This window comes from Halomonas sp. BM-2019 (assembly GCF_017584085.1).
This window is the reverse complement of record NZ_CP071922.1, coordinates 2,351,353-2,368,985: the sequence shown is the minus strand read 5'-3', so window position 1 is coordinate 2,368,985 and position 17,633 is coordinate 2,351,353. Positions and strand designations below refer to the sequence as shown.

General features: G+C 69.1%; 18 protein-coding genes and 1 pseudogene. 13 read left to right on the top strand and 6 right to left on the bottom strand.

The genetic code is table 11. The annotated features are described in order from the left end of the window. Both J5F18_RS11795 and yidD read left to right on the top strand, forming a co-directional pair. Window positions 1–109: pseudogene (locus J5F18_RS11795) on the top strand (phosphoribosyl-AMP cyclohydrolase); the annotation flags it as partial. After that, window positions 109–462 (top strand): membrane protein insertion efficiency factor YidD, encoded by a 354-nt coding sequence (gene yidD / locus J5F18_RS11790; RefSeq protein WP_346298818.1) that lies wholly within the window; start codon window positions 109–111, stop codon window positions 460–462. The pseudogene J5F18_RS11795 and the gene yidD, both read left to right, overlap by 1 nt. 3 nt (window positions 463–465) lie before the next feature. Here the strand turns inward: yidD and J5F18_RS11785 are convergent, their stop codons facing one another. Next, complete coding sequence (locus J5F18_RS11785; RefSeq protein WP_346298817.1) at window positions 466–891, bottom strand: SufE family protein; 426 nt, start codon at window positions 889–891, stop codon at window positions 466–468. 27 nt (window positions 892–918) lie between these two features. Beyond that, window positions 919–2,130, bottom strand: coding sequence for a site-specific integrase (locus J5F18_RS11780; protein ID WP_346298816.1), 1,212 nt, complete (start codon window positions 2,128–2,130; stop codon window positions 919–921). A 299-nt stretch (window positions 2,131–2,429) separates the two neighbouring features. On the opposite strand from J5F18_RS11780, the gene J5F18_RS11775 reads away from it, so the two are divergent. Then, window positions 2,430–3,602, top strand: coding sequence for a DNA-binding protein (locus J5F18_RS11775; protein WP_346298815.1), 1,173 nt, complete (start codon window positions 2,430–2,432; stop codon window positions 3,600–3,602). On the opposite strand, the gene nfuA is transcribed toward J5F18_RS11775, so the two are convergent. Further along, window positions 3,499–4,089 carry a Fe-S biogenesis protein NfuA gene (nfuA, locus tag J5F18_RS11770; RefSeq protein WP_346298814.1) on the bottom strand — a complete coding sequence of 197 codons (591 nt, stop codon included), beginning with the start codon at window positions 4,087–4,089 and terminating at the stop codon, window positions 3,499–3,501. The genes J5F18_RS11775 and nfuA overlap by 104 nt on opposite strands. Window positions 4,090–4,366: 277 nt before the next feature. Here nfuA and metH point away from each other — a divergent pair, with 277 nt between their 5' ends. From metH to J5F18_RS11750, 4 genes are all read left to right on the top strand, one after another. Continuing rightward, window positions 4,367–8,086 carry a methionine synthase gene (gene metH / locus J5F18_RS11765; RefSeq protein ID WP_346298813.1) on the top strand — a complete coding sequence of 1,240 codons (3,720 nt, stop codon included), beginning with the start codon at window positions 4,367–4,369 and terminating at the stop codon, window positions 8,084–8,086. Between the two features lie 56 nt (window positions 8,087–8,142). Continuing rightward, window positions 8,143–9,465 (top strand): MATE family efflux transporter, encoded by a 1,323-nt coding sequence (locus J5F18_RS11760; protein WP_346298812.1) that lies wholly within the window; start codon window positions 8,143–8,145, stop codon window positions 9,463–9,465. Window positions 9,466–9,615: 150 nt separating this feature from the next. Beyond that, window positions 9,616–11,268: a nitrite/sulfite reductase gene (locus J5F18_RS11755; protein ID WP_346298811.1), complete on the top strand. Its 1,653-nt coding sequence runs from the start codon at window positions 9,616–9,618 to the stop codon at window positions 11,266–11,268. Beyond that, a complete protein-coding gene (locus tag J5F18_RS11750; protein WP_346298810.1) occupies window positions 11,261–11,779 on the top strand; it encodes a DUF934 domain-containing protein in 519 nt (172 codons plus the stop codon). The genes J5F18_RS11755 and J5F18_RS11750 overlap by 8 nt, the downstream gene beginning before the upstream one ends. A 131-nt stretch (window positions 11,780–11,910) precedes the next feature. On the opposite strand, the gene smrA is transcribed toward J5F18_RS11750, so the two are convergent. Then, window positions 11,911–12,504, bottom strand: a complete 594-nt coding sequence (smrA, locus tag J5F18_RS11745) for a DNA endonuclease SmrA (protein WP_346298809.1) — start codon at window positions 12,502–12,504, stop codon at window positions 11,911–11,913. A 128-nt stretch (window positions 12,505–12,632) separates the two neighbouring features. Between smrA and J5F18_RS11740 the strand changes: the two genes are divergently transcribed. From J5F18_RS11740 to J5F18_RS11720, 5 genes are all read left to right on the top strand, one after another. Continuing rightward, entirely contained in the window at window positions 12,633–13,076 is a 444-nt protein-coding gene (locus tag J5F18_RS11740; RefSeq protein ID WP_346298808.1) for a gamma-glutamylcyclotransferase family protein, read from the top strand. A gap of 67 nt (window positions 13,077–13,143) precedes the next feature. Continuing rightward, a complete protein-coding gene (arsC, locus tag J5F18_RS11735; RefSeq protein ID WP_346298807.1) occupies window positions 13,144–13,494 on the top strand; it encodes an arsenate reductase (glutaredoxin) in 351 nt (116 codons plus the stop codon). 56 nt (window positions 13,495–13,550) lie between these two features. Beyond that, on the top strand, window positions 13,551–14,189 hold the full coding sequence (gene wrbA, locus J5F18_RS11730) for an NAD(P)H:quinone oxidoreductase (RefSeq protein ID WP_346298806.1): 639 nt from the start codon (window positions 13,551–13,553) through the stop codon (window positions 14,187–14,189). Further along, window positions 14,186–14,587, top strand: a complete 402-nt coding sequence (locus J5F18_RS11725) for a DUF2069 domain-containing protein (RefSeq protein WP_346298805.1) — start codon at window positions 14,186–14,188, stop codon at window positions 14,585–14,587. The genes wrbA and J5F18_RS11725 overlap by 4 nt, the downstream gene beginning before the upstream one ends. A 101-nt stretch (window positions 14,588–14,688) precedes the next feature. After that, window positions 14,689–15,165 carry a cytochrome c gene (locus tag J5F18_RS11720; protein WP_346298804.1) on the top strand — a complete coding sequence of 159 codons (477 nt, stop codon included), beginning with the start codon at window positions 14,689–14,691 and terminating at the stop codon, window positions 15,163–15,165. Window positions 15,166–15,252: 87 nt separating this feature from the next. On the opposite strand, the gene J5F18_RS11715 is transcribed toward J5F18_RS11720, so the two are convergent. Beyond that, complete coding sequence (locus tag J5F18_RS11715) at window positions 15,253–15,936, bottom strand: cytochrome b/b6 domain-containing protein (RefSeq protein WP_346298803.1); 684 nt, start codon at window positions 15,934–15,936, stop codon at window positions 15,253–15,255. 394 nt (window positions 15,937–16,330) lie between these two features. Here J5F18_RS11715 and pdxH point away from each other — a divergent pair, with 394 nt between their 5' ends. Beyond that, on the top strand, window positions 16,331–16,972 hold the full coding sequence (gene pdxH, locus J5F18_RS11710; protein ID WP_346298802.1) for a pyridoxamine 5'-phosphate oxidase: 642 nt from the start codon (window positions 16,331–16,333) through the stop codon (window positions 16,970–16,972). A gap of 81 nt (window positions 16,973–17,053) precedes the next feature. Here pdxH and J5F18_RS11705 read toward each other — a convergent pair. Beyond that, on the bottom strand, window positions 17,054–17,633 hold a 580-nt coding region (locus J5F18_RS11705), incomplete at its 5' end, for a GNAT family N-acetyltransferase (protein ID WP_346298801.1).

Genomic DNA, 17,633 nt, shown 5'->3' with positions numbered 1-17,633 from the left:
CCACACCGGCCGGCGCAGCTGCTTCTACGTGGCGCTGGAGGAGGAGGACGCGGCGCGGATCACCACGGCGCCGCTGATCGACCCCGATACCCTCTACGGCAGGGCCTGATGCCGCGTCTCGCCGCCTGGCTGGCGCCGCCGCTGCGCGGTCTGCGCCGCGGCCTGGCGCTGGTGATGATCGGCCTGGTGCGGGTCTATCAGGTGACGCTCAGCCCGCTGCTGGGGCCGCGCTGCCGCTACTGGCCGAGCTGCTCGAGCTATACGGTGGAGGCGATCCAGGTCCACGGCCCCTTCAGGGGCGGACTGATGGCGGTGCGGCGCATCGCCCGCTGCCATCCGGGCTGCGAAGGCGGCATCGACCCGGTGCCGGGCGGGCCCAGCGAGCGGCTCTGCCGCGAGGACCCGGAGCTCGACGAGCACTTCCGTCCCCGGGAGCCGGCGGGCGACGACCGCGAGCGGTGAGGGTCAGGCCGCTTCCCGCTCGGCGACCTCGTAGATACGCTGGAGCATGGCGTGCAGGCCGTTGCTGCGGGTAGGCGAGAGATGCTTGTCGAGCCCCAGGTCCTTGAGGAAGTGCGGGTCGGTGTCGCGGATCTCGGCCGCGGGGCGGTCGCTGTAGATGCGCATCAGCACGGCGATCAGCCCGGAGACGATGGCGGCATCCGAGATGGCGTCGAAATGGATCGCCTCGCCGCTGCGCTCATGGCGCATCCAGACGTTGGACTGGCACCCCCGGATCTTGAGGTCGTCGGTCTTCCACGCCTCCGGGAAGTTCGGCAGCGCCTTGCCCATGTCGATGATGTACTGGTAGCGGTCCATCCAGTTGTCGAACATCTCGAACTCTTCCAGCAGCGCCTGCTGGGCCTGCTCGGCGGTGGCTTCGGTGGTCATGGGATCTCCTTGGTCTCGATGGTGCCATTATACCGGCTCGCCCCGGGCGGCGTCCGCCCCTGCGGCCAGGCGATGCCGGGACTGCTGGCGATGCCAGGCCTCGTCTTCGGCGTGCAGGTAGCGCGCGGTGGTGTCCAGCCGCGAGTGGCGCGCCGTGGCGGCCAGGTAACGCAGCTCCACCCCGGCCTGGGCCTGGTGGGTCAAGGCCGTATGGCGCAGCCAGTGAGGGGTGGCCTGACGCAGCCGCAGCGCCCACAGGCGACCGCCCTCCCCCGGCTCCACCTCCAGCGCCTCGGCCGCCTCGCCGAATACCTCGCGGACCAGCCGGTAGAGGCGGTTGTCGCCGAGGCCGCGCCGGCCGTCCAGGGCGCGCAGCACCGGTGAAGCGTCATCCGGCAGCGGCTCCCGGGCAAGCCCGAGTGCCTCGCGCCAGTCGCCCAGCAGCGTCATCATGTCCGGCGGCACCGGAATGCTCGCCGTCTTGCCGCCCTTGCCGGTCACCCGCCACCACCAGCGCCCCTCGCGGCGCTGGAAGTCCCCCATGCGCGCCACGCTCATCTCGCTGAGGCGCGGGGCCAGCAGGTAGGCGAAGCCGAAGACCAGGCGCCGGCGCTGCCAATCGTAGTGCCGGCGGGCCAGGGCCCGCTCACCGCCCTCCTGCTCTGCTCGCTCCCCGATCGCTGGTCGGTTCAGCCATTCCCACAACCAGGCCCAGAGCGGCGCCTCCAGATAGCGCTCGATGCGGGTCTGGCGGTTGTCCAGGCGCCGGCGCTTGTCGCGCATCAGCCGGAAGGGGTTGTGGGCCACCCACCCCGCCTCGGCGAGCCAGGCAAACATCCCCTGCAGGATCACCAGGCTCTGGCGGCGGCTCGACGCGGACAGCGGCCCGCGAAAGGGCTTCCAGTCGTCGGCGTGACGGGGCCGCGGCGGCCCCACCCAACGCTCCCGGGGGCGCGGGTCGGCCAGGAAGGCCTCGAAGGCGTCCAGGTGCTCCCGGCGCACCTCCCCGAGCGTGAGGCCCTGCTCCGCCAACCACAGCAGTAGCCGTTCGGCCTCGCGGCGATAGGCGCGCCGGGTCTGCGGGCTCGCCCGGTACTCGGCCAGCCATTGGCCCACCGCCTCGCTGTCGCTGCGCGCCACGATATGGGCGCCCTGCCCCACGGGCTCGGCGGGGAGCAGCTCCCCCGCCGGCGTCGCCAACTCATCGATGCCTCTCGCGAGCGGCCTTGAATGATTCATCTGTCCTCCTTCCTTGCGGACCTGACGCTAGGCGCTGGGCGCTAGGCGCTAGGCGCTAGGCGCTAGGCGCTAGGCGCTAGGCGCTCAGTATCCCCGTCCTGCCGGCATAAAGGCAAGATAAGCCGCGTAATCTTGATTTTTAGGCATATATCGTAGTGTAAATTACATAATACGCAATATGTAATAACCTTCCCTTCCGGTTCCGCCCGGGATATGCTGCGCCCCATCGGTGCCCGCCGCCGCGCCTCAGCCTCGAGGAGGCGCGCGGGCGGGCGCAGCGCGACACAAGGAGCAGCGAGATGGCACGCAGCGGTGTGCAGTACGAGGACGTTCAGCGGGCGATCGACGATCTGCTGGCGCGGGGCGAGGCGCCCAGCGTGCAGAAGGTGCGCGAGGTGCTGGGCACCGGCAGCTTCACCACTATCAGCGACCACCTGCGCGAGTGGCGCCTGCGACGCGAAGAGAACCGCGACGTGCCGCCGCCGCGCGGCATGCCGGCGGCCCTGCAGGAGCTGGCCGAGGCGCTGTGGGCCAAGGCCCAGGAGGGCGCCAACGCGGGTCTGGCCCACTATCGCGAGGAGGCCGACCGGCGCGTTGCCGACGCCGAGGAGGCGGTGGCCGAGGCGCGTCGCCAGGCCGAGGATGCCGAGCAGCGCGAATCCGCCCTGGCGGCCCATCTGGCCAACACCGAGCAGCGCCTGGAGGAGCGCAGCACCGCCCTGGCGCGCAGCGAGGCACAGCGGGAACAGCTGCTCGAGCAGAGCCACCGGCTGCAGACCCGTCACGCCGAGCTGGAGGGGCTGCTGGCGCGAATCCGCGACGAGATGGCCCAGCAGGGCCGCGAGCATCAGCAGGCCCTGGAGGCGCTGGAGGCGGCGCAGCGCGAGCGGCTGGCCCGGGAGGAACAGCGCCACGAGAGCGCCGAGGCGCGGCTCATGGGGCTACTCGACGAGGCCCGCCAGGAGCGCCAGGCCCAGGAGAAGAGTGCCGCGGCCCGGGAGGCCCAACTCGACAAGCGCCTGGCGCGCCTCGATCAGCAGCTGCAGGAGGCGCGCGGCCAGCTGACCGAGGAGGAGAAGCGCCATCGCGAGACCGACTGGGCCCGCCGCCAGGCCGAGACCCTGGCCGACACCGCCGGCACGAGCAGGCGCTCCAGCAGGCGCGCATCGACGAACAGAAGCGCCTGCTGGAGGAGCAGGCGCGCCGCCTGCGCGAGCTGGAGCAGCAGCTTCACCGCTGCCTGTGGCAGACCCCGTCGCCCCGTGACGGCGAGGGGGAGGTCGAAAACGACGAAGGCCCCGCCACGGCGGAGCCTTCAGGGGAGTCGGCGGGGCAGTAGCTGCCCCGCTCACTCAGGGACAGCCTTGCCTAACGATAGTAGGCGTTGGTGGTGTCGGTATGATCGGTTACGTCGCGGATGCCGACCAGCTCGGGGATGCGCTCCATCAGGGTCTTCTCGACGCCCTCCTTGAGGGTCAGGTCCACCGCCGCGCAGCCCTGGCAGCCGCCGCCGAAGGCCAGCACCGCGACCTTCTCCTCGGTGAGCTCGATCAGCTTGATCTCCCCGCCGTGAGCGGCGAGCCCGGGGTTGATCTCGCTGTAGAGGATATAGTTGATGCGATCCTCCAGGGGGCTGTCGGCGTTGACCTTGGGCATCTTGGCGTTGGGCGCCTTGATGGTCAGCTGACCGCCCATGCGGTCGGCATTGAAGTCGACCACCGCCTCCTCGAGAAACGGCAGGCTGTTCCGGTCCAGGTGGACCGCCAGCCTGGGCAGCTCGAGACGCTCATCGGTGGGCTCTTCCTCGCCGGGGCGACAGTAGGCCAGACAGGTCTCGGCGTAGGGGGTGCCGGGCTGAGTGATGAAGATGCGCACGGCAATGCCCTCGACGTTCTGCTTCTCCAGCAGCTCGGCAAGGTACTCCTGGGCGCTGTCGGTGATCTGGATCGGTTGGCTCATGGCACTCTCTTGTAACGCTCTTGCTGGTCGGACCGCGTCCCGGCGCTGCCGTCGGGCAGGCCGCGCGTCTGGGTTGGCATGCCGTCATGGTAAGGCAGCCGGCCCCGGGAGACAATCCCGAGTGATTTGCTGGGTCTTTGGGCGCGCCCGCCCTGCCCCTCGGCAGGCGCTTTTGTTACCATAGGGCGCCATTCCCGGCCGCCCTGAGAGAAGACGCCCCGAGGCGTCCCCGCGGCCCTGCCCCTGGATGCGATTTCGCCGGAGACACGACCTGCCCATGGCCGCCCTTCCCACCGCCCTGACCGCCTCCCTGATCGACAGCCTCGACGAGCGCATCCTGATGCTCGACGGAGGCATGGGCACCATGATTCAGAACGCCGGCCTCTCGGAAGCCGATTTCCGCGGCGAGCGCTTCGGCGACTGGCCCTCCGACCTCAAGGGCAACAACGACCTGCTGGTGATCACCTGCCCCGAGCTGATCTCGCGCCTGCACCGGGAGTACCTGGAGGCAGGGGCCGACATCGTCGAGACCAACACCTTCAACAGCACCCGCCTCTCCCAGGCCGACTACGGCATGGAGGCGCTGGTCCCGGAGATCAACCGCGAGGCGGCGCGGCTGGCGCGGGCGGCATGTGACGAGGTCGCCGCCCGCACCGGGGTGCCCCGCTACGTGGCCGGGGTGCTGGGCCCCACCTCGCGTACCGCCTCGCTCTCCCCGGACGTCAACGACCCGGCCAAGCGCAACGTCACCTTCGACGCCCTGCGCGAGAACTACTACGAGGCCACCGAGGCGCTGATCGAGGGCGGCAGCGACCTGATCCTGATCGAGACCATCTTCGATACCCTCAACGCCAAGGCGGCCATCTACGCCCTGGAGGAGCTCTTCGAGGCCCGCGGCGAGCGCCTGCCGGTGATGATCTCCGGTACCATCACCGACGCCTCCGGCCGCACCCTCTCCGGCCAGACCACCGAGGCGTTCTGGAACTCGGTGCGCCACGCACGGCCGCTCTCGGTGGGCCTCAACTGCGCCCTGGGGGCCGAGGAGCTGCGCCCCTACGTGGAGGAGCTCGCCAACAAGGCAGAGACCTTCGTCTCCGCCCACCCCAACGCCGGCCTGCCCAACGAGTTCGGCGAGTACGACCAGACCCCCGAGGAGATGGCGACCATCGTCGGCGAGTTCGCCGCAAGCGGCCTGGTCAACATCATCGGCGGCTGCTGTGGCTCGACGCCCGCGCATATCGCCGCCATCCGCCAGGCGATCGAGGGGTTGGTGCCCCGCCGGCTTCCCGAAATCTCCAGAGCCTGCCGGCTGTCGGGGCTGGAGCCCTTCAACATCGCCGCCGACTCGCTCTTCGTCAACGTCGGCGAGCGTACCAACGTCACCGGTTCGGCGCGCTTCAAGCGGCTGATCGTGGAGGAAGACTTCACCACGGCGCTGGAGGTGGCCCTGGAGCAGGTGGAGAACGGCGCCCAGGTCATCGACATCAACATGGACGAGGGGATGCTGGAGTCCGAGGAGGCGATGGTGCGCTTCCTCAACCTGATCGCCGGGGAGCCGGATATCGCCCGGGTGCCGATCATGATCGATTCCTCCAAGTGGGAGATCATCGAGGCGGGCCTCAAGTGCGTGCAGGGCAAGGCGGTGGTCAATTCCATCTCCCTCAAGGAGGGCGAGGTGGCCTTCCGCGAGCAGGCCACCATCTGTCGCCGCCACGGCGCCGCCGTGGTGGTCATGGCCTTCGATGAGACCGGCCAGGCCGACACCTTCGCGCGCAAGACCGAGATCTGCGAGCGGGCCTACCGCCTGCTGGTCGACGAGCTCGATTTCCCGCCGGAAGACATCATCTTCGACCCCAACATCTTCGCCATCGCCACCGGCATCGAGGAGCACAACAACTACGCCGTGGACTTCATCGAGGCCACGCGCTGGATCCGCGAGCACCTGCCCCACGCCATGGTTTCCGGCGGGGTCTCCAACGTGTCGTTCTCTTTCCGGGGCAACAACCCGGTGCGCGAGGCGATCCACTCGGTGTTCCTCTATCACGCCATCCGCGCCGGCCTGACCATGGGCATCGTCAACGCCGGCCAGCTGGCGGTCTATGACGACCTGCCCGACGAGCTGCGCGAGGCGGTAGAGGACGTGGTGCTCAACCGGCGCGACGATGGCACCGAACGGCTGGTGGATCTGGCCGAGAAGTACAAGGGCGACGGCAGCGGTGCGGCGAAGAAAGAGGATCTCGAGTGGCGCTCCTGGCCGGTCAACAAGCGCATCGAGCACGCCCTGGTCAAGGGGGTCACCGCCCATATCGAGGAGGACACCGAGCAGGCGCGTCAGGAAGCGGCGCGCCCCATCGAGGTGATCGAGGGGCCGCTGATGGACGGCATGAACGTGGTCGGCGACCTCTTCGGCGCCGGCAAGATGTTCCTGCCCCAGGTGGTGAAGTCGGCGCGGGTGATGAAACAGGCGGTGGCCTACCTGATCCCCTTCATCGAGGCGGAGAAGAGCGGCGACACCCAGGCCAAGGGCAAGATCGTCATGGCCACGGTCAAGGGCGACGTCCACGATATCGGCAAGAACATCGTCGGGGTGGTCCTGCAGTGCAACAACTACGAGGTGGTCGACCTCGGCGTCATGGTCCCCGCGGAGAAGATCCTGCAGACCGCCAGGGCCGAGAACGCCGATATCATCGGCCTCTCCGGGCTGATCACCCCGTCGCTGGACGAGATGGTCCACGTCGCCAAGGAGATGCAGCGCCAGGGCTTCGAGATCCCGCTACTGATCGGCGGCGCCACCACCTCCAAGGCGCATACCGCGGTGAAGATCGAGCCCGGCTACGCGCAGCCGGTGATCTACGTGGCCGACGCCTCCCGGGCCGTGGGCGTGGCGGGCAAGCTGCTCTCCCCGGGCCTCAAGGAGGCCTATGTGGCGGAGATTCGCGAGGAGTACGAGCGGGTGCGCGAGCGCAACGCCAAGCGCCGTCCCAAGGCCGCCGACCTCAGCTACGCCGACGCTCGGGCCCGCAAGTTCACCGTCGACTGGACGACCTATACCCCGCCCCGGCCAGCCATGACCGGCCTGCGGGTCTTCGACGACTACGACCTGGCGGAGCTGGTCGAGCGCATCGACTGGACCCCCTTCTTCATGAGCTGGCAGCTCGCCGGCAAGTACCCGAAGATCCTCGACGACGCGGTGGTGGGCGAGGCCGCCCGCCATCTCTTCCACGACGCCCAGGCGATGCTGGCCAGGCTGATCGACGAGCAGCGCATCCGGGCCCGCGGCGTGATCGGCCTGTGGCCGGCCAACAGCGTCGATGACGACGTCATCGAGGTCTACGCCGACGAATCGCGAACCGAGGTGATCGAGCGGCTCCACCATATCCGCCAGCAGAGCACCAAGAATCGCGACGGCGTCTGCTACAGCCTGGCCGACTTTATTGCACCCCGTTATGACGCGAATGGAGAGCCGAGCGGCAAGCCTGACTGGATCGGCGGCTTCGCGGTCACCGCCGGCCACGGCGTCGAGGAGCTCGCCGAGCAGTACAAGGCCGCCGGGGATGACTACAACGCCATCATGGTCCAGGCCCTCACCGACCGCCTCGCCGAGGCCTTCGCCGAGCGCCTCCACGAGCGGGTGCGCAAGGAGTTCTGGGGCTATGTGCCGGAAGAGACCCTGGACAACGAGGCGCTGATCGCCGAGAAGTATCAGGGCATCCGCCCCGCCCCGGGCTATCCCGCCTGTCCGGATCACACCGAGAAGGCGACCCTGTTCCGGCTGCTCGATGCCACCGAGAACAGCGGGCTGGTGCTGACGGAGAGCTTCGCCATGTGGCCGGCGGCGGCGGTGGCCGGCTGGTACTTCTCCCATCCCCGGTCGAAGTACTTCTCCACCGGCAAGATCACCCGCGACCAGGTCGAGTCGCTGGCCGGCCGCAAGGGCATGGCCGTGGAGGAGCTGGAGCGCTGGCTCTCCCCGGTGCTCTCCTACGATCCGGCCTGACCCGCCCCAGGCCGTGAGAGGGCCCGCCCGGCGGGCCCCTGACCCGACGGACGCCCATGCTGCCCAAGCCCACCCGCCGCCAGACGATCCTGCGCCTCGCCCTGCCGATCATTGCCGGCATGCTCTCCCAGAGCCTGATCAACCTGATCGACGCCGCCATGGTCGGGTCGCTGGGCGAGGTGCCGCTGGCCGGCGTGGGCATCGGCGGCTATGCCATGTTCCTGATCACCGCCCTGGTGTTCGGCCTCTCCTCCGGCGTCCAGGCCCAGACCGCTCGCCGCCACGGCGAGGAGGCCTGGGCCGATCGCGCCGTGCCGCTGAATGCCGGCCTGCTGATCGCCCTGGCCACCTCCGTGCCGATTACGGCGCTCTGCCTGTGGCAGGCGCTGCTGGCGCTGATCAACCAGGACCCGGCGGTCAACGCCGTGGCGGTGGAGTACTTCCGCTGGCGGGTGGTTTCACTGGTCGCCGTGGCGATGATCTTCTGCTTCCGTGGCTACTGGAACGGCATCCAGCAGACCGGCATCTACCTGCGCATCATCCTGGTGATGCACGCCATCAACGTGGCGGCGAGCCTGGGGCTGATCTTCGGCTACCTGGGCCTGCCGGCCATGGGGGCCGCCGGTGCCGGCGCCGGCACCAGCTTGTCGCTCTTTGCGGGGCTGGCCATCTGGGCGCTGCTCAGCCGCCGCCATGCCGTCGGCAGCGGTTTCCTGGCCGGGGTGCCCAGGCCGCTGACCTTCGTGACCACCCTGCGCCTGGCGACCCCCCACTCGTTCCAGCAGCTGTGGTTCGCCGCCGGCTACGCCGTGCTGTTCTGGATCCTCGGCCAGATCGGCACCGCCAGCGTGGCGGTGGGCCATGTGCTGGTCAATCTCTCGCTGCTGTTGATCCTGCCCGGGGTCGGGCTCGGCATGGCGGCGATGAGCCTGGTGGGTCAGGCCATGGGCCGCGAGGCCCTCGGCGACGCCCACCGCTGGGGCTGGGAGGTGGTCCACCTGGCATGGCTCTGCCTGGCGGCCCTGGCCCTGCCCATGGCGCTCTTCCCCGAGGCGGTGCTGGGGCTCTTCCTCCACGACCCTGCGCTGGTGGCGCTGGGAAGATTGCCGCTGCAGCTCACCGCGCTGATGATCGTGCTGGATGCCGCGGCCCTGGTGCTGGCCCAGGCGCTACTGGGGGCCGGCGCCAACCGCACCGTGATGACCACCACCCTCGGCCTGCAGTGGCTGGTGTTCCTGCCCCTGGCCTGGTGGGTCGGCGTCGGGCTGGAGCAGGGGCTGCTCGGCATCTGGTGGGTCCAGCTGGCCTACCGCTGTCTCAACTCCGCCTGGTTTGCCGTCATCTGGCAGCGGCGGCGCTGGCAGCAGCTGGAGGTGTGAGGCACTTTTTAATAACTCTTTCATCAAAAACCATGATCATTTATTCTTTCATAGAATAAAGAGAGAGGAGTATGGTGCCCCCACGGCACCTATGAAACGCTGAACGACGACGTTTCATTATCATTCGCCCTGACCAGCAGGACTGCCTGAATGTATCGGTACGACACCTACGACCAGACCCTCGTGGACGAGCGCGTCGCCCAGTTCCGCGACCAGATGGCTCGCTACCAGGCCGGCCGTCTCGCCGAGGAGGAGTTCCTCCCGCTGCGCTTGCAGAACGGCCTCTATGTCCAGAAGCATGCCCCCATGCTGCGCATCGCCATTCCCTACGGCATGCTCGGCAGCCATCAACTGCGTCGCCTGGCGTCGATCACGCGCCGCTATGACCGTGGCTACGGCCACTTCTCTACCCGCCAGAACCTGCAGCTCAACTGGCCGAAGCTGGAAGACGTGCCGGACATCCTCGGCGAGCTGGCCGAGGTGCAGATGCATGCCATCCAGACCAGCGGCAACTGCATTCGCAACACCACCAGCGACCAGTTCGCCGGCATCGCCGCCGATGAGGTGGAGGATCCGCGCCCCTGGTGTGAGCTGATCCGCCAATGGTCGACCCTGCACCCGGAATTTGCCTTCCTGCCGCGCAAGTTCAAGATTGCCGTGAACGGCGCCGCCAAGGATCGCGCCGCCACCCAGGTCCACGATATCGGCCTACGCCTGTGGCGCGACGCCCACGGCGAGCTCAAGGTCCAGGTGATGGCCGGCGGCGGCCTGGGACGTACGCCGATGATCGCCGAGACGGTGCGTGAGGACTTGCCCTGGCAGCACCTGCTCACCTACCTCGAGGCCTGCGTGCGGGTCTACAACCAGTTCGGTCGTCGCGACAACAAGTTCAAGGCGCGCATCAAGATCCTGGTCAAGGCCTTGGGCATCGAGGAATTCCGCCACCGGGTGGACGCCGAGTGGGCCAACCTCAAGGATGGCCCCCAGACCCTCACCCAGGCCGCCGTGGATGCCGCCCGCGCCCACTTCCTGGACCCCGAGCGCCCCCCGGTGAGCGACGCGGCGATCGCCGCCTTCGAGGCGCTGCGCGCCGAGAACCGCGCCTTCTCGCGCTTCGTCACCAACAACGTCGTCGACCACAAGGTGCCCGGCTACAAGGCGGTCACCCTGTCGCTGAAGCGCCGCGAGCACGCCCCCGGTGACGTCACCGCCGAGCAGATGGAAGCCGTGGCCGACCTGGCCGACCGCTTCAGCTTCGGCGAGGTGCGCGTCACCCATGTGCAGAACCTGGTGCTCTCCGACGTGCCGGTGGACCAGCTCGAGGCGCTGTGGCAGGAGCTCGAGGCGCTCGGCATGGCCAACCCCACCGTGGGCACCCTGAGCGACATGATCTGCTGCCCCGGCGGCGACTACTGTGCCCTGGCCAACGCCGTGTCGATCCCCGTGGCCCAGGCGATCCAGGAGCGCTTCGAGGACCTGGACTTCCTCTACGACCTGGGGCCGCTGGACCTCAACATCTCCGGCTGCATGAACGCCTGCGGGCACCACCATGTGGGCCATATCGGCATCCTCGGCGTCGACAAGAAGGGTGAGGAGTGGTACCAGATCTCGCTGGGGGGCAATGCCGGCGACGACGCCTCCCTGGGCAAGATCCTCGGCCCCTCCTTCTATCGCGAGAATGTGCCGGAGGTGATCGACAAGGTGCTCCAGGTCTACGTGGAGCAGCGCCACGCGGACGAGCCCTTCCTCGACACCTATCGCCGTATCGGTCTGAAACCCTTCAAGGAGCGGGTCTATGCCTGACAGTCAACTGCAGCATGCCCAGACGCTGATCAAGATGGGTCAGCCGGAGCAGGACGAATGGGCCCTCTCCCGCGTGGAGGAGGCGCTACCGACCCGCCGTCCGGTGATCGTGCCCCTGGCGCTGTGGCGGACCCGCCGTGACGACCAGGGCCTGGCGCCCTGGCTTCCCAGCGACACCGAGCTCACCGCCGAGCTGGCCGCGGATCTGGTCGAGGCGCCCCTGGTCGCCATCGACTTCCCCAAGTTCACCGACGGTCGCGGCTACTCCCTGGCCCGGCTGCTGCGCGAGCGCCATGGCTATACGGCCGAGATCCGCGCCGTGGGCGACGTCCTGGTGGACCAGCTCTTCTATATGACCCGCTGCGGCTTCGATGCCCTGGCGCTGCGCGAGGACCAGCACCTGGACGACGCCCTGCGCGCCCTGGGCGCCTTCAGCGTCAGCTACCAGCCAGCGGTGGACGTCAAGGAGGCGATCTTCGAGCGCCGCCTGCGCGAGAACGGCAACGCCTGAAGCGACACGCCCATATCGTAACCGCAGGGCCCCGGCAATCGCCGGGGCCCTGTTGGTTGTAGTATCGAGCTTGATATCTTCCCGAACGTCTCGGTGTCGGGGCTGACCTGTACCCGGATCAGCCCCGTCTGTCACCCCCGGCGTTTCTGCTGCCGCTCGCGATTGGCGGCGCGGGCCCGCTCGCTCTTGCGCAGCATCACCCAGGTGGCGCCCAGGCCGCCGTCCGAGGGCTGGGCCGAGACGAAGGCCTGCACCTCCGGGAACTGGGCCAGCCACTTGGCCAGATAGGAGCGCAGCACGTTGGGTGGGCTGTCGATGGCCTGGCCGCGACCGTGCACGATCAGCACCGAGCGCAGGTCGTGGGCAAAGGCCTCGTGGATGAAGGGGGGCAGCGTTCGGCGGCACTCCTCCAGCGGTCGGCGCAGCAGGTGCAGGCGCGCCTGGGCCGCGTAGCCGCCGTGGCGCAGGCGATCCACCACCCCCTGCTGGATGCCGTCGCGGCGATACTCGAGTGGGTCGAAGGGCGGTAGCAGGTCGACGAAGTCGTCGGAGAGGAAACCGTGCCCGGCCACCTCGGCGGCGGCGCTCTCCCGGCGGGCCAGCTGGGCCTCGCTGGGCCCCCGCCTGGCCTGGCCCGGGTCGGCCCGATTTCCGGCTCGGGAGAGCGGGCGCACGTCACCCATCAGGGCCTGGAAGTCGAGGTCGTCACGCGCCGACTGGGTCATGGGACACCTCCCGATCGTCATGGAGAAGCCCCATCCTAGCAGAGCCTTCGGGCCGGCTTAAGCCGGCCCAGTCGGACAGGAGCGGCCCGAGATGGCAGGATGGAGGCCCTCGCCTCGCCGGAGTCCCCATGCGCCGTCTTCACCTGCTGCTTGCCACGCTGCTCGGTCTGCCCCTGGCCCTCGCCGGCTGGCTGTGGCTGACCCTGCTCAGCCCCTTCACCTATGATCGCCCCGACCATCTGCCCCCCATCGAGGCGGGCGCCCACCAGGTCTTCGTCTACGGCACCCTGCGCTCGGGGCTGGTGCGCTGGGTGGTCACCGGCCGCGCCGGTGAGTCCCGACCGGTGGTGCTGGAGGACTTCCGGCGCGAGGGACTCGACCTGGTCGAGGCCCCCGGGGAGCGGGTCGAGGGCGAACTGATCACGGTCAGCGCCGAGGAGCTGGCCCGGCTCGACCGCTACGAGCGCCTCGGCATCCGCTACGAGCGGGTGCGGCTCAGGCTTGCCGACGGCCGCGAGGCCTGGGTCTACCGGCGGCTGCCCGAGGCGGCCGCCGCCGAGGCGCGGTTGTGAGCGGGGCGGGGGCCCTTCTACAATGACGACCCTTCCCGCCCCGGGCCCGCACCACCAAGGAGTCCCCATGACCACCATCACCCTCTATCACAACCCGCGCTGCTCGAAGTCGCGTCAGGCCCTGGCCCTGCTCGAGGCGCGCGGGGTGACGATCCAGGTGAGGCGCTACCTGGACGAGCCGCTCTCCGCCGACGAGCTGCGCGACCTGACCGCCCGACTCGATGGCGACCTCAAGGCGCTGGTGCGCCGCCAGGAAGCCGAGTGGAAGGCGCTGGACGCCGACGCCGGCGATATCGAGCAGGTCATCTCGGCCATCGTCGCCCACCCGAAGATCATGGAGCGTCCCATCGCCGACGACGGCCGGCGTGCGGTGGTCGGCCGCCCGCCCGAGGACGTGCTGACGCTCCTCGAGGCCTGAGCCGACGCGCCCCGTCGCCCCTACCCGCCAAGCCCATCCACCGGACCGGAGCCCCCATGAGCGCGTCCCCCTCCGCTGCCCTGCCCTATGTGCTGATCCTCTACTACTCCCGTCACGGCGCCACCCGCGCCCTGGCCGAACGGCTCGCCGCCGGCGTCGAGTCCGTGCGCGGCGTCGAGGCGCGGCTGCGCACCGTGCCGCCGGTCTCGCCCACCTGCGAGGCGGTGGACCCCGAGATCCCCGCCGAGGGCGCGACCTACGTCGATCTGGACGACCTGCGCCACTGCGCGGGCCTGGCCATCGGCAGCCCGACCCGATTCGGCAACATGGCCGCGCCCCTCAAGCACTTCCTGGACAGCACCAGCGAGCTGTGGCTCGGCGGCGCGCTGATCGACAAGCCGGCCACCGCCTTCACCTCCACCTCCAGCCTGCACGGCGGCCAGGAGAGCACCCTGCTCACCATGCTGGTCCCTCTGCTGCACCACGGCATGGTCTATGCCGGACTGCCCTACAGCGAAACCGAGCTGATGGACACCACCCGGGGCGGCACCCCCTACGGGACCAGCCATCTGGCGGGCAAGCGCAGCGACCAGCCCCTCGATGAGCATGAGCGCCGCCTGGCCCATGCCCAGGGGCGGCGGCTGGCGAGGCTCGCCCTGGCGCTGTCGGCGATGCCCCGGGAGGCGCGCTCATGAGGCGCTGGCTGGAGGGACTCGAGGCCGAGAAGGGGCTGGACCACCTGACCGCGAGGGCGCGCCGCTGGGTGCTGGGGAGCTACGGCGTGCTGGCCCTGGCGCTGGCGGCCTGGGGCCTGCTGCTGAGCCGGGACGGGGGCAGCCTGCGCCCGCTGCTGCTGTTCCTGCTGCCGCTGCTGCTGTTCCTGCCCTCGCTGCTGGCCCGCCGCCCGCGCGGTCACGCCTGGCTCGCCTTCGTCAGCCTGCTCTACTTCATGATCGGCGTGAATGTCGCCATCCTGCCCGGCCTGGCGGGGCTCGGCTGGCTGATCGCCCTGGCGTCCCTGGCCCTGTTCGGCGGCTCTACCTTCTATGCCCGCTTCCGCAGCCGTCAGCTCCGCCAGCGGGCCGGCGAATAGCGCCGCGCGAGGCGCGTGCTAAGCTTCAGGGGTCGACCCGCTCGGGTCTCTCCGGGCGGCGCAGACAATCGCTCCCCCCCTGAAAACGAAAGGAGATCGTGATGGCCGTGACCTTCCGCCCCCTGCTCGCCACCCTGGGACTCTCCGCGCTCCTGCTCGTCCCCGCCTCCGCCCAGGCCCTGGAAGTCGACAAGGCGATCGAGTATCGCCAGGACGCCCTGCGCGTCATGGCCTGGCAGCTGGGCCCCATGGGCGACATGGCTCAGGGCGACATCGACTATGACGCCGAGGCCTTCGCCCGGCGTGCCAGCAACCTGGCCGCCGTCAGCCACCTGCCCTGGGAAGGCTTCATCGAGGGCTCGCTGCGGAACGATGGTCACGGCATCGAGACGCGCGCCCTGGCGGCCATCGGCGATGACTGGGCCGACTTCGAGGAGCGCCAGGCCACCCTCCGCCAGGAGGCCGCCACCCTGGCCGAGATGGCCGAAGCGGGCGAGGAGTTCAACGCCCTGCGCCGTCAGGTGGGGGCGGTGGTCAACAGCTGCCGCGCCTGCCATGACAACTACCGTGCGGACTGATTCGCACCCGGATCACCCATGCGCGGGGCGGCCATGGCCGCCCCGCGCTCATGTTGCGCCCGGCTCGGGGCCGCGCGAGGGCCAGGGTCAGGCCTGCCACAGCCAGAGCACCGGCAGTGCGGCGATCACGATCAGCACCAGGGCCAGCCAGGGGCTGGCGTGGCGCCGGGCCAGGCCCCGGGCCGGCTCATCCTCCGGCGCCGCCGGCAGCGGCTTGCGCCCGGTGACCATGGCCCCCACCAGGCGCTCGCCCTTCAGGCGGTGCACCACCAGGGCCAGCAGGTGGGCGGCGATCAGCAGCATCAGCAGGTTGGCGTTCAAGTGGTGGAGCCTGGCCAGGGTGCGGGCGGTGCTGCGATCCACCAGGCCGTGCAACGGGCCGCTGAAGAAGATGTCGTCGGTCAGGAAGAGGCCGCTGACCGCCTGGAAGCTGAGCGACAGCAGCAGCACCACCACCATGATGCCGCCCAGGGGGTTGTGGCCGGCAAACACCGGAGGCCGCCCGCTCGCCAGGCGCCGGGCGTAGTCGAACAGAGTGGCCGGCGGATAGAGGAAGCTGCCGAAGCGGGCGTGATGGCTGCCGACCAGGCCCCACAGCCAGCGGAACAGCAGCAGCCCGAGCAGCACGTAGCCGGACTTCGCATGGATATCGATGGGGAAGACGAAGGGGGCCCCGGGGGTCTTCATGGTGTAGAAGGAGAGCCCCACGGCGGCCACCAGTCCCCAGTGGAAGAGACGTATCGGGATATCCCACACCGCTAGTCGTATCATCCTGCCTCCTTGCCAAAATCAGTCGTCTGTGTGGCCAGGGGCTGCCAACCCGACACGGATCGCATACCATGTCAAGCCTGCATGGAAGCTCTCCGCGCGCCATCGCGGGCAGCGCTGGCAATCCCCAGAAGGAGTCTACCCCTTGTCATCGCCCTATGCCTGACGCGTGGCCGGCACCCTGCCCCCTGCCGGTGATGTTCGGTTACCTGCCCCTGTGGCGTCGCGTCGCCCTGCTCTCGATCATCGGCGGCACGGCCGCCTACAGCTGGGCTGGTCGCCTTGGCGCCTGGCGCCGACATAAGCTTATGGTGACAAATCGCGTTCGGCGAGGCGCAGAGGTGTTGAGCTGCCAGCCCGGAGAGGCGACCATGCAGGAAATTTCGAGGAGAACACCATGATTCGCAACATTGCCGATATCCGCCGCGACTTCGAGGGGGGGCAGCTCGACGAGGCCCAGGTCACCGAGAACCCCCTGGAGTTGTTCGAGGAGTGGTTGGCCCTGGCGCTCGAGAGCGAGGGTGACGACGGCAACGCCATGACCCTGGCCACCGTGGACAGCCAGGGGCTTCCCCATGCGCGCATCGTCCTGCTCAAGGGGCTCGACCCACGTGGGCTGGTCTTCTACACCAACTACCACAGCCACAAGGGCAGCGAGCTGACCAACGTGCCCCATGCCGCCCTGGTCTTCTGGTGGCCGTCGCTGTCCCGCCAGGTGCGGGTCGAAGGGACGGTGGAGCAGGTCAGCGCCGAGGAGTCGGATGCCTACTTCGCCAGCCGCCCGCGAGCCAGCCAACTGGGCGCCTGGATCGCCACCCAGAGCGTGGTGATTCCCGGCCGCACCTGGATCGAGGAGCGCCAGAGCCGCTTCGAACAGGCCTACGAGGGCCAGGAGATCCCGCGGCCGGTCCACTGGGGCGGCTACCGGGTCAAGCCGGAGATGATCGAGTTCTGGCAGGGGCAGCCCAGTCGCCTGCACGATCGCATCCGCTACGAGCGCCGCGATGGCCGCTGGCAGCACTTCCGCATGGCGCCCTGAGCGGCCCTGCCGAACCGTCAGCCGCACCAAGGCCCCCGCCAGTGGCGGGGGCCTTGGTCGTAGTAGAAGCGCGCCGGGGCCTCAGTCCGGCAGGCTCTCCAGGCGGTGGCGCTGCCACTCGCTCTCCGGCTCGTTGAGGCGCAGCACGGCATCCACCACCTGCTCCTCCATGTTGTAGCGCTGCTTGAAGCCCAGGTGCTTCATCAGCGCCCGCATGGGATGGTTGTCGACCATGATCTTGCCGATCATCTCCAGGGTCCCGACGTTCCGGCAGTAGTCGATCATCTTGGTCATCAGCAGGCTGCCTATGCCGAGCCCCTGGAGGTCGTCCCGGATGATCACCGAGAACTCGGTGCGGATGTTGTCGGGGTCGTTCCACACCCGCACCACGCCGAGCATCTCCTTGCTGCCATCCTCCTGGCGGTGTTCGGCGATGAAGGCCATCTGGCGATCGTAGTTGATGTGCGACAGCATCGAGAGGTCACGCTGGGTCAGGTCCGACTTGTTGTGGAAGTAGCGGAAGCGGATGCTCTCCTCGGAGAGCTGGCGGTGGAAACTGGTGATCAGCGGCGCATCCTCGGCCCGGATCGGACGCACCTCCACCTCCCAGCCGTTCTTGAGGGTCACCCACTCCCGCAGCTCCTCCGGGTAGGGCATGATC

Coding starts and splice junctions, on each gene's coding strand:
- yidD (WP_346298818.1), top strand. CDS start 109: ATGCCGCGTCTCGCCGCCTGGCTGGCGCCGCCGCTGCGCGGTCTGCGC.
- J5F18_RS11785 (WP_346298817.1), bottom strand. CDS start 891: ATGACCACCGAAGCCACCGCCGAGCAGGCCCAGCAGGCGCTGCTGGAA.
- J5F18_RS11780 (WP_346298816.1), bottom strand. CDS start 2,130: ATGAATCATTCAAGGCCGCTCGCGAGAGGCATCGATGAGTTGGCGACG.
- J5F18_RS11775 (WP_346298815.1), top strand. CDS start 2,430: ATGGCACGCAGCGGTGTGCAGTACGAGGACGTTCAGCGGGCGATCGAC.
- nfuA (WP_346298814.1), bottom strand. CDS start 4,089: ATGAGCCAACCGATCCAGATCACCGACAGCGCCCAGGAGTACCTTGCC.
- metH (WP_346298813.1), top strand. CDS start 4,367: ATGGCCGCCCTTCCCACCGCCCTGACCGCCTCCCTGATCGACAGCCTC.
- J5F18_RS11760 (WP_346298812.1), top strand. CDS start 8,143: ATGCTGCCCAAGCCCACCCGCCGCCAGACGATCCTGCGCCTCGCCCTG.
- J5F18_RS11755 (WP_346298811.1), top strand. CDS start 9,616: ATGTATCGGTACGACACCTACGACCAGACCCTCGTGGACGAGCGCGTC.
- J5F18_RS11750 (WP_346298810.1), top strand. CDS start 11,261: ATGCCTGACAGTCAACTGCAGCATGCCCAGACGCTGATCAAGATGGGT.
- smrA (WP_346298809.1), bottom strand. CDS start 12,504: ATGACCCAGTCGGCGCGTGACGACCTCGACTTCCAGGCCCTGATGGGT.
- J5F18_RS11740 (WP_346298808.1), top strand. CDS start 12,633: ATGCGCCGTCTTCACCTGCTGCTTGCCACGCTGCTCGGTCTGCCCCTG.
- arsC (WP_346298807.1), top strand. CDS start 13,144: ATGACCACCATCACCCTCTATCACAACCCGCGCTGCTCGAAGTCGCGT.
- wrbA (WP_346298806.1), top strand. CDS start 13,551: ATGAGCGCGTCCCCCTCCGCTGCCCTGCCCTATGTGCTGATCCTCTAC.
- J5F18_RS11725 (WP_346298805.1), top strand. CDS start 14,186: ATGAGGCGCTGGCTGGAGGGACTCGAGGCCGAGAAGGGGCTGGACCAC.
- J5F18_RS11720 (WP_346298804.1), top strand. CDS start 14,689: ATGGCCGTGACCTTCCGCCCCCTGCTCGCCACCCTGGGACTCTCCGCG.
- J5F18_RS11715 (WP_346298803.1), bottom strand. CDS start 15,936: ATGATACGACTAGCGGTGTGGGATATCCCGATACGTCTCTTCCACTGG.
- pdxH (WP_346298802.1), top strand. CDS start 16,331: ATGATTCGCAACATTGCCGATATCCGCCGCGACTTCGAGGGGGGGCAG.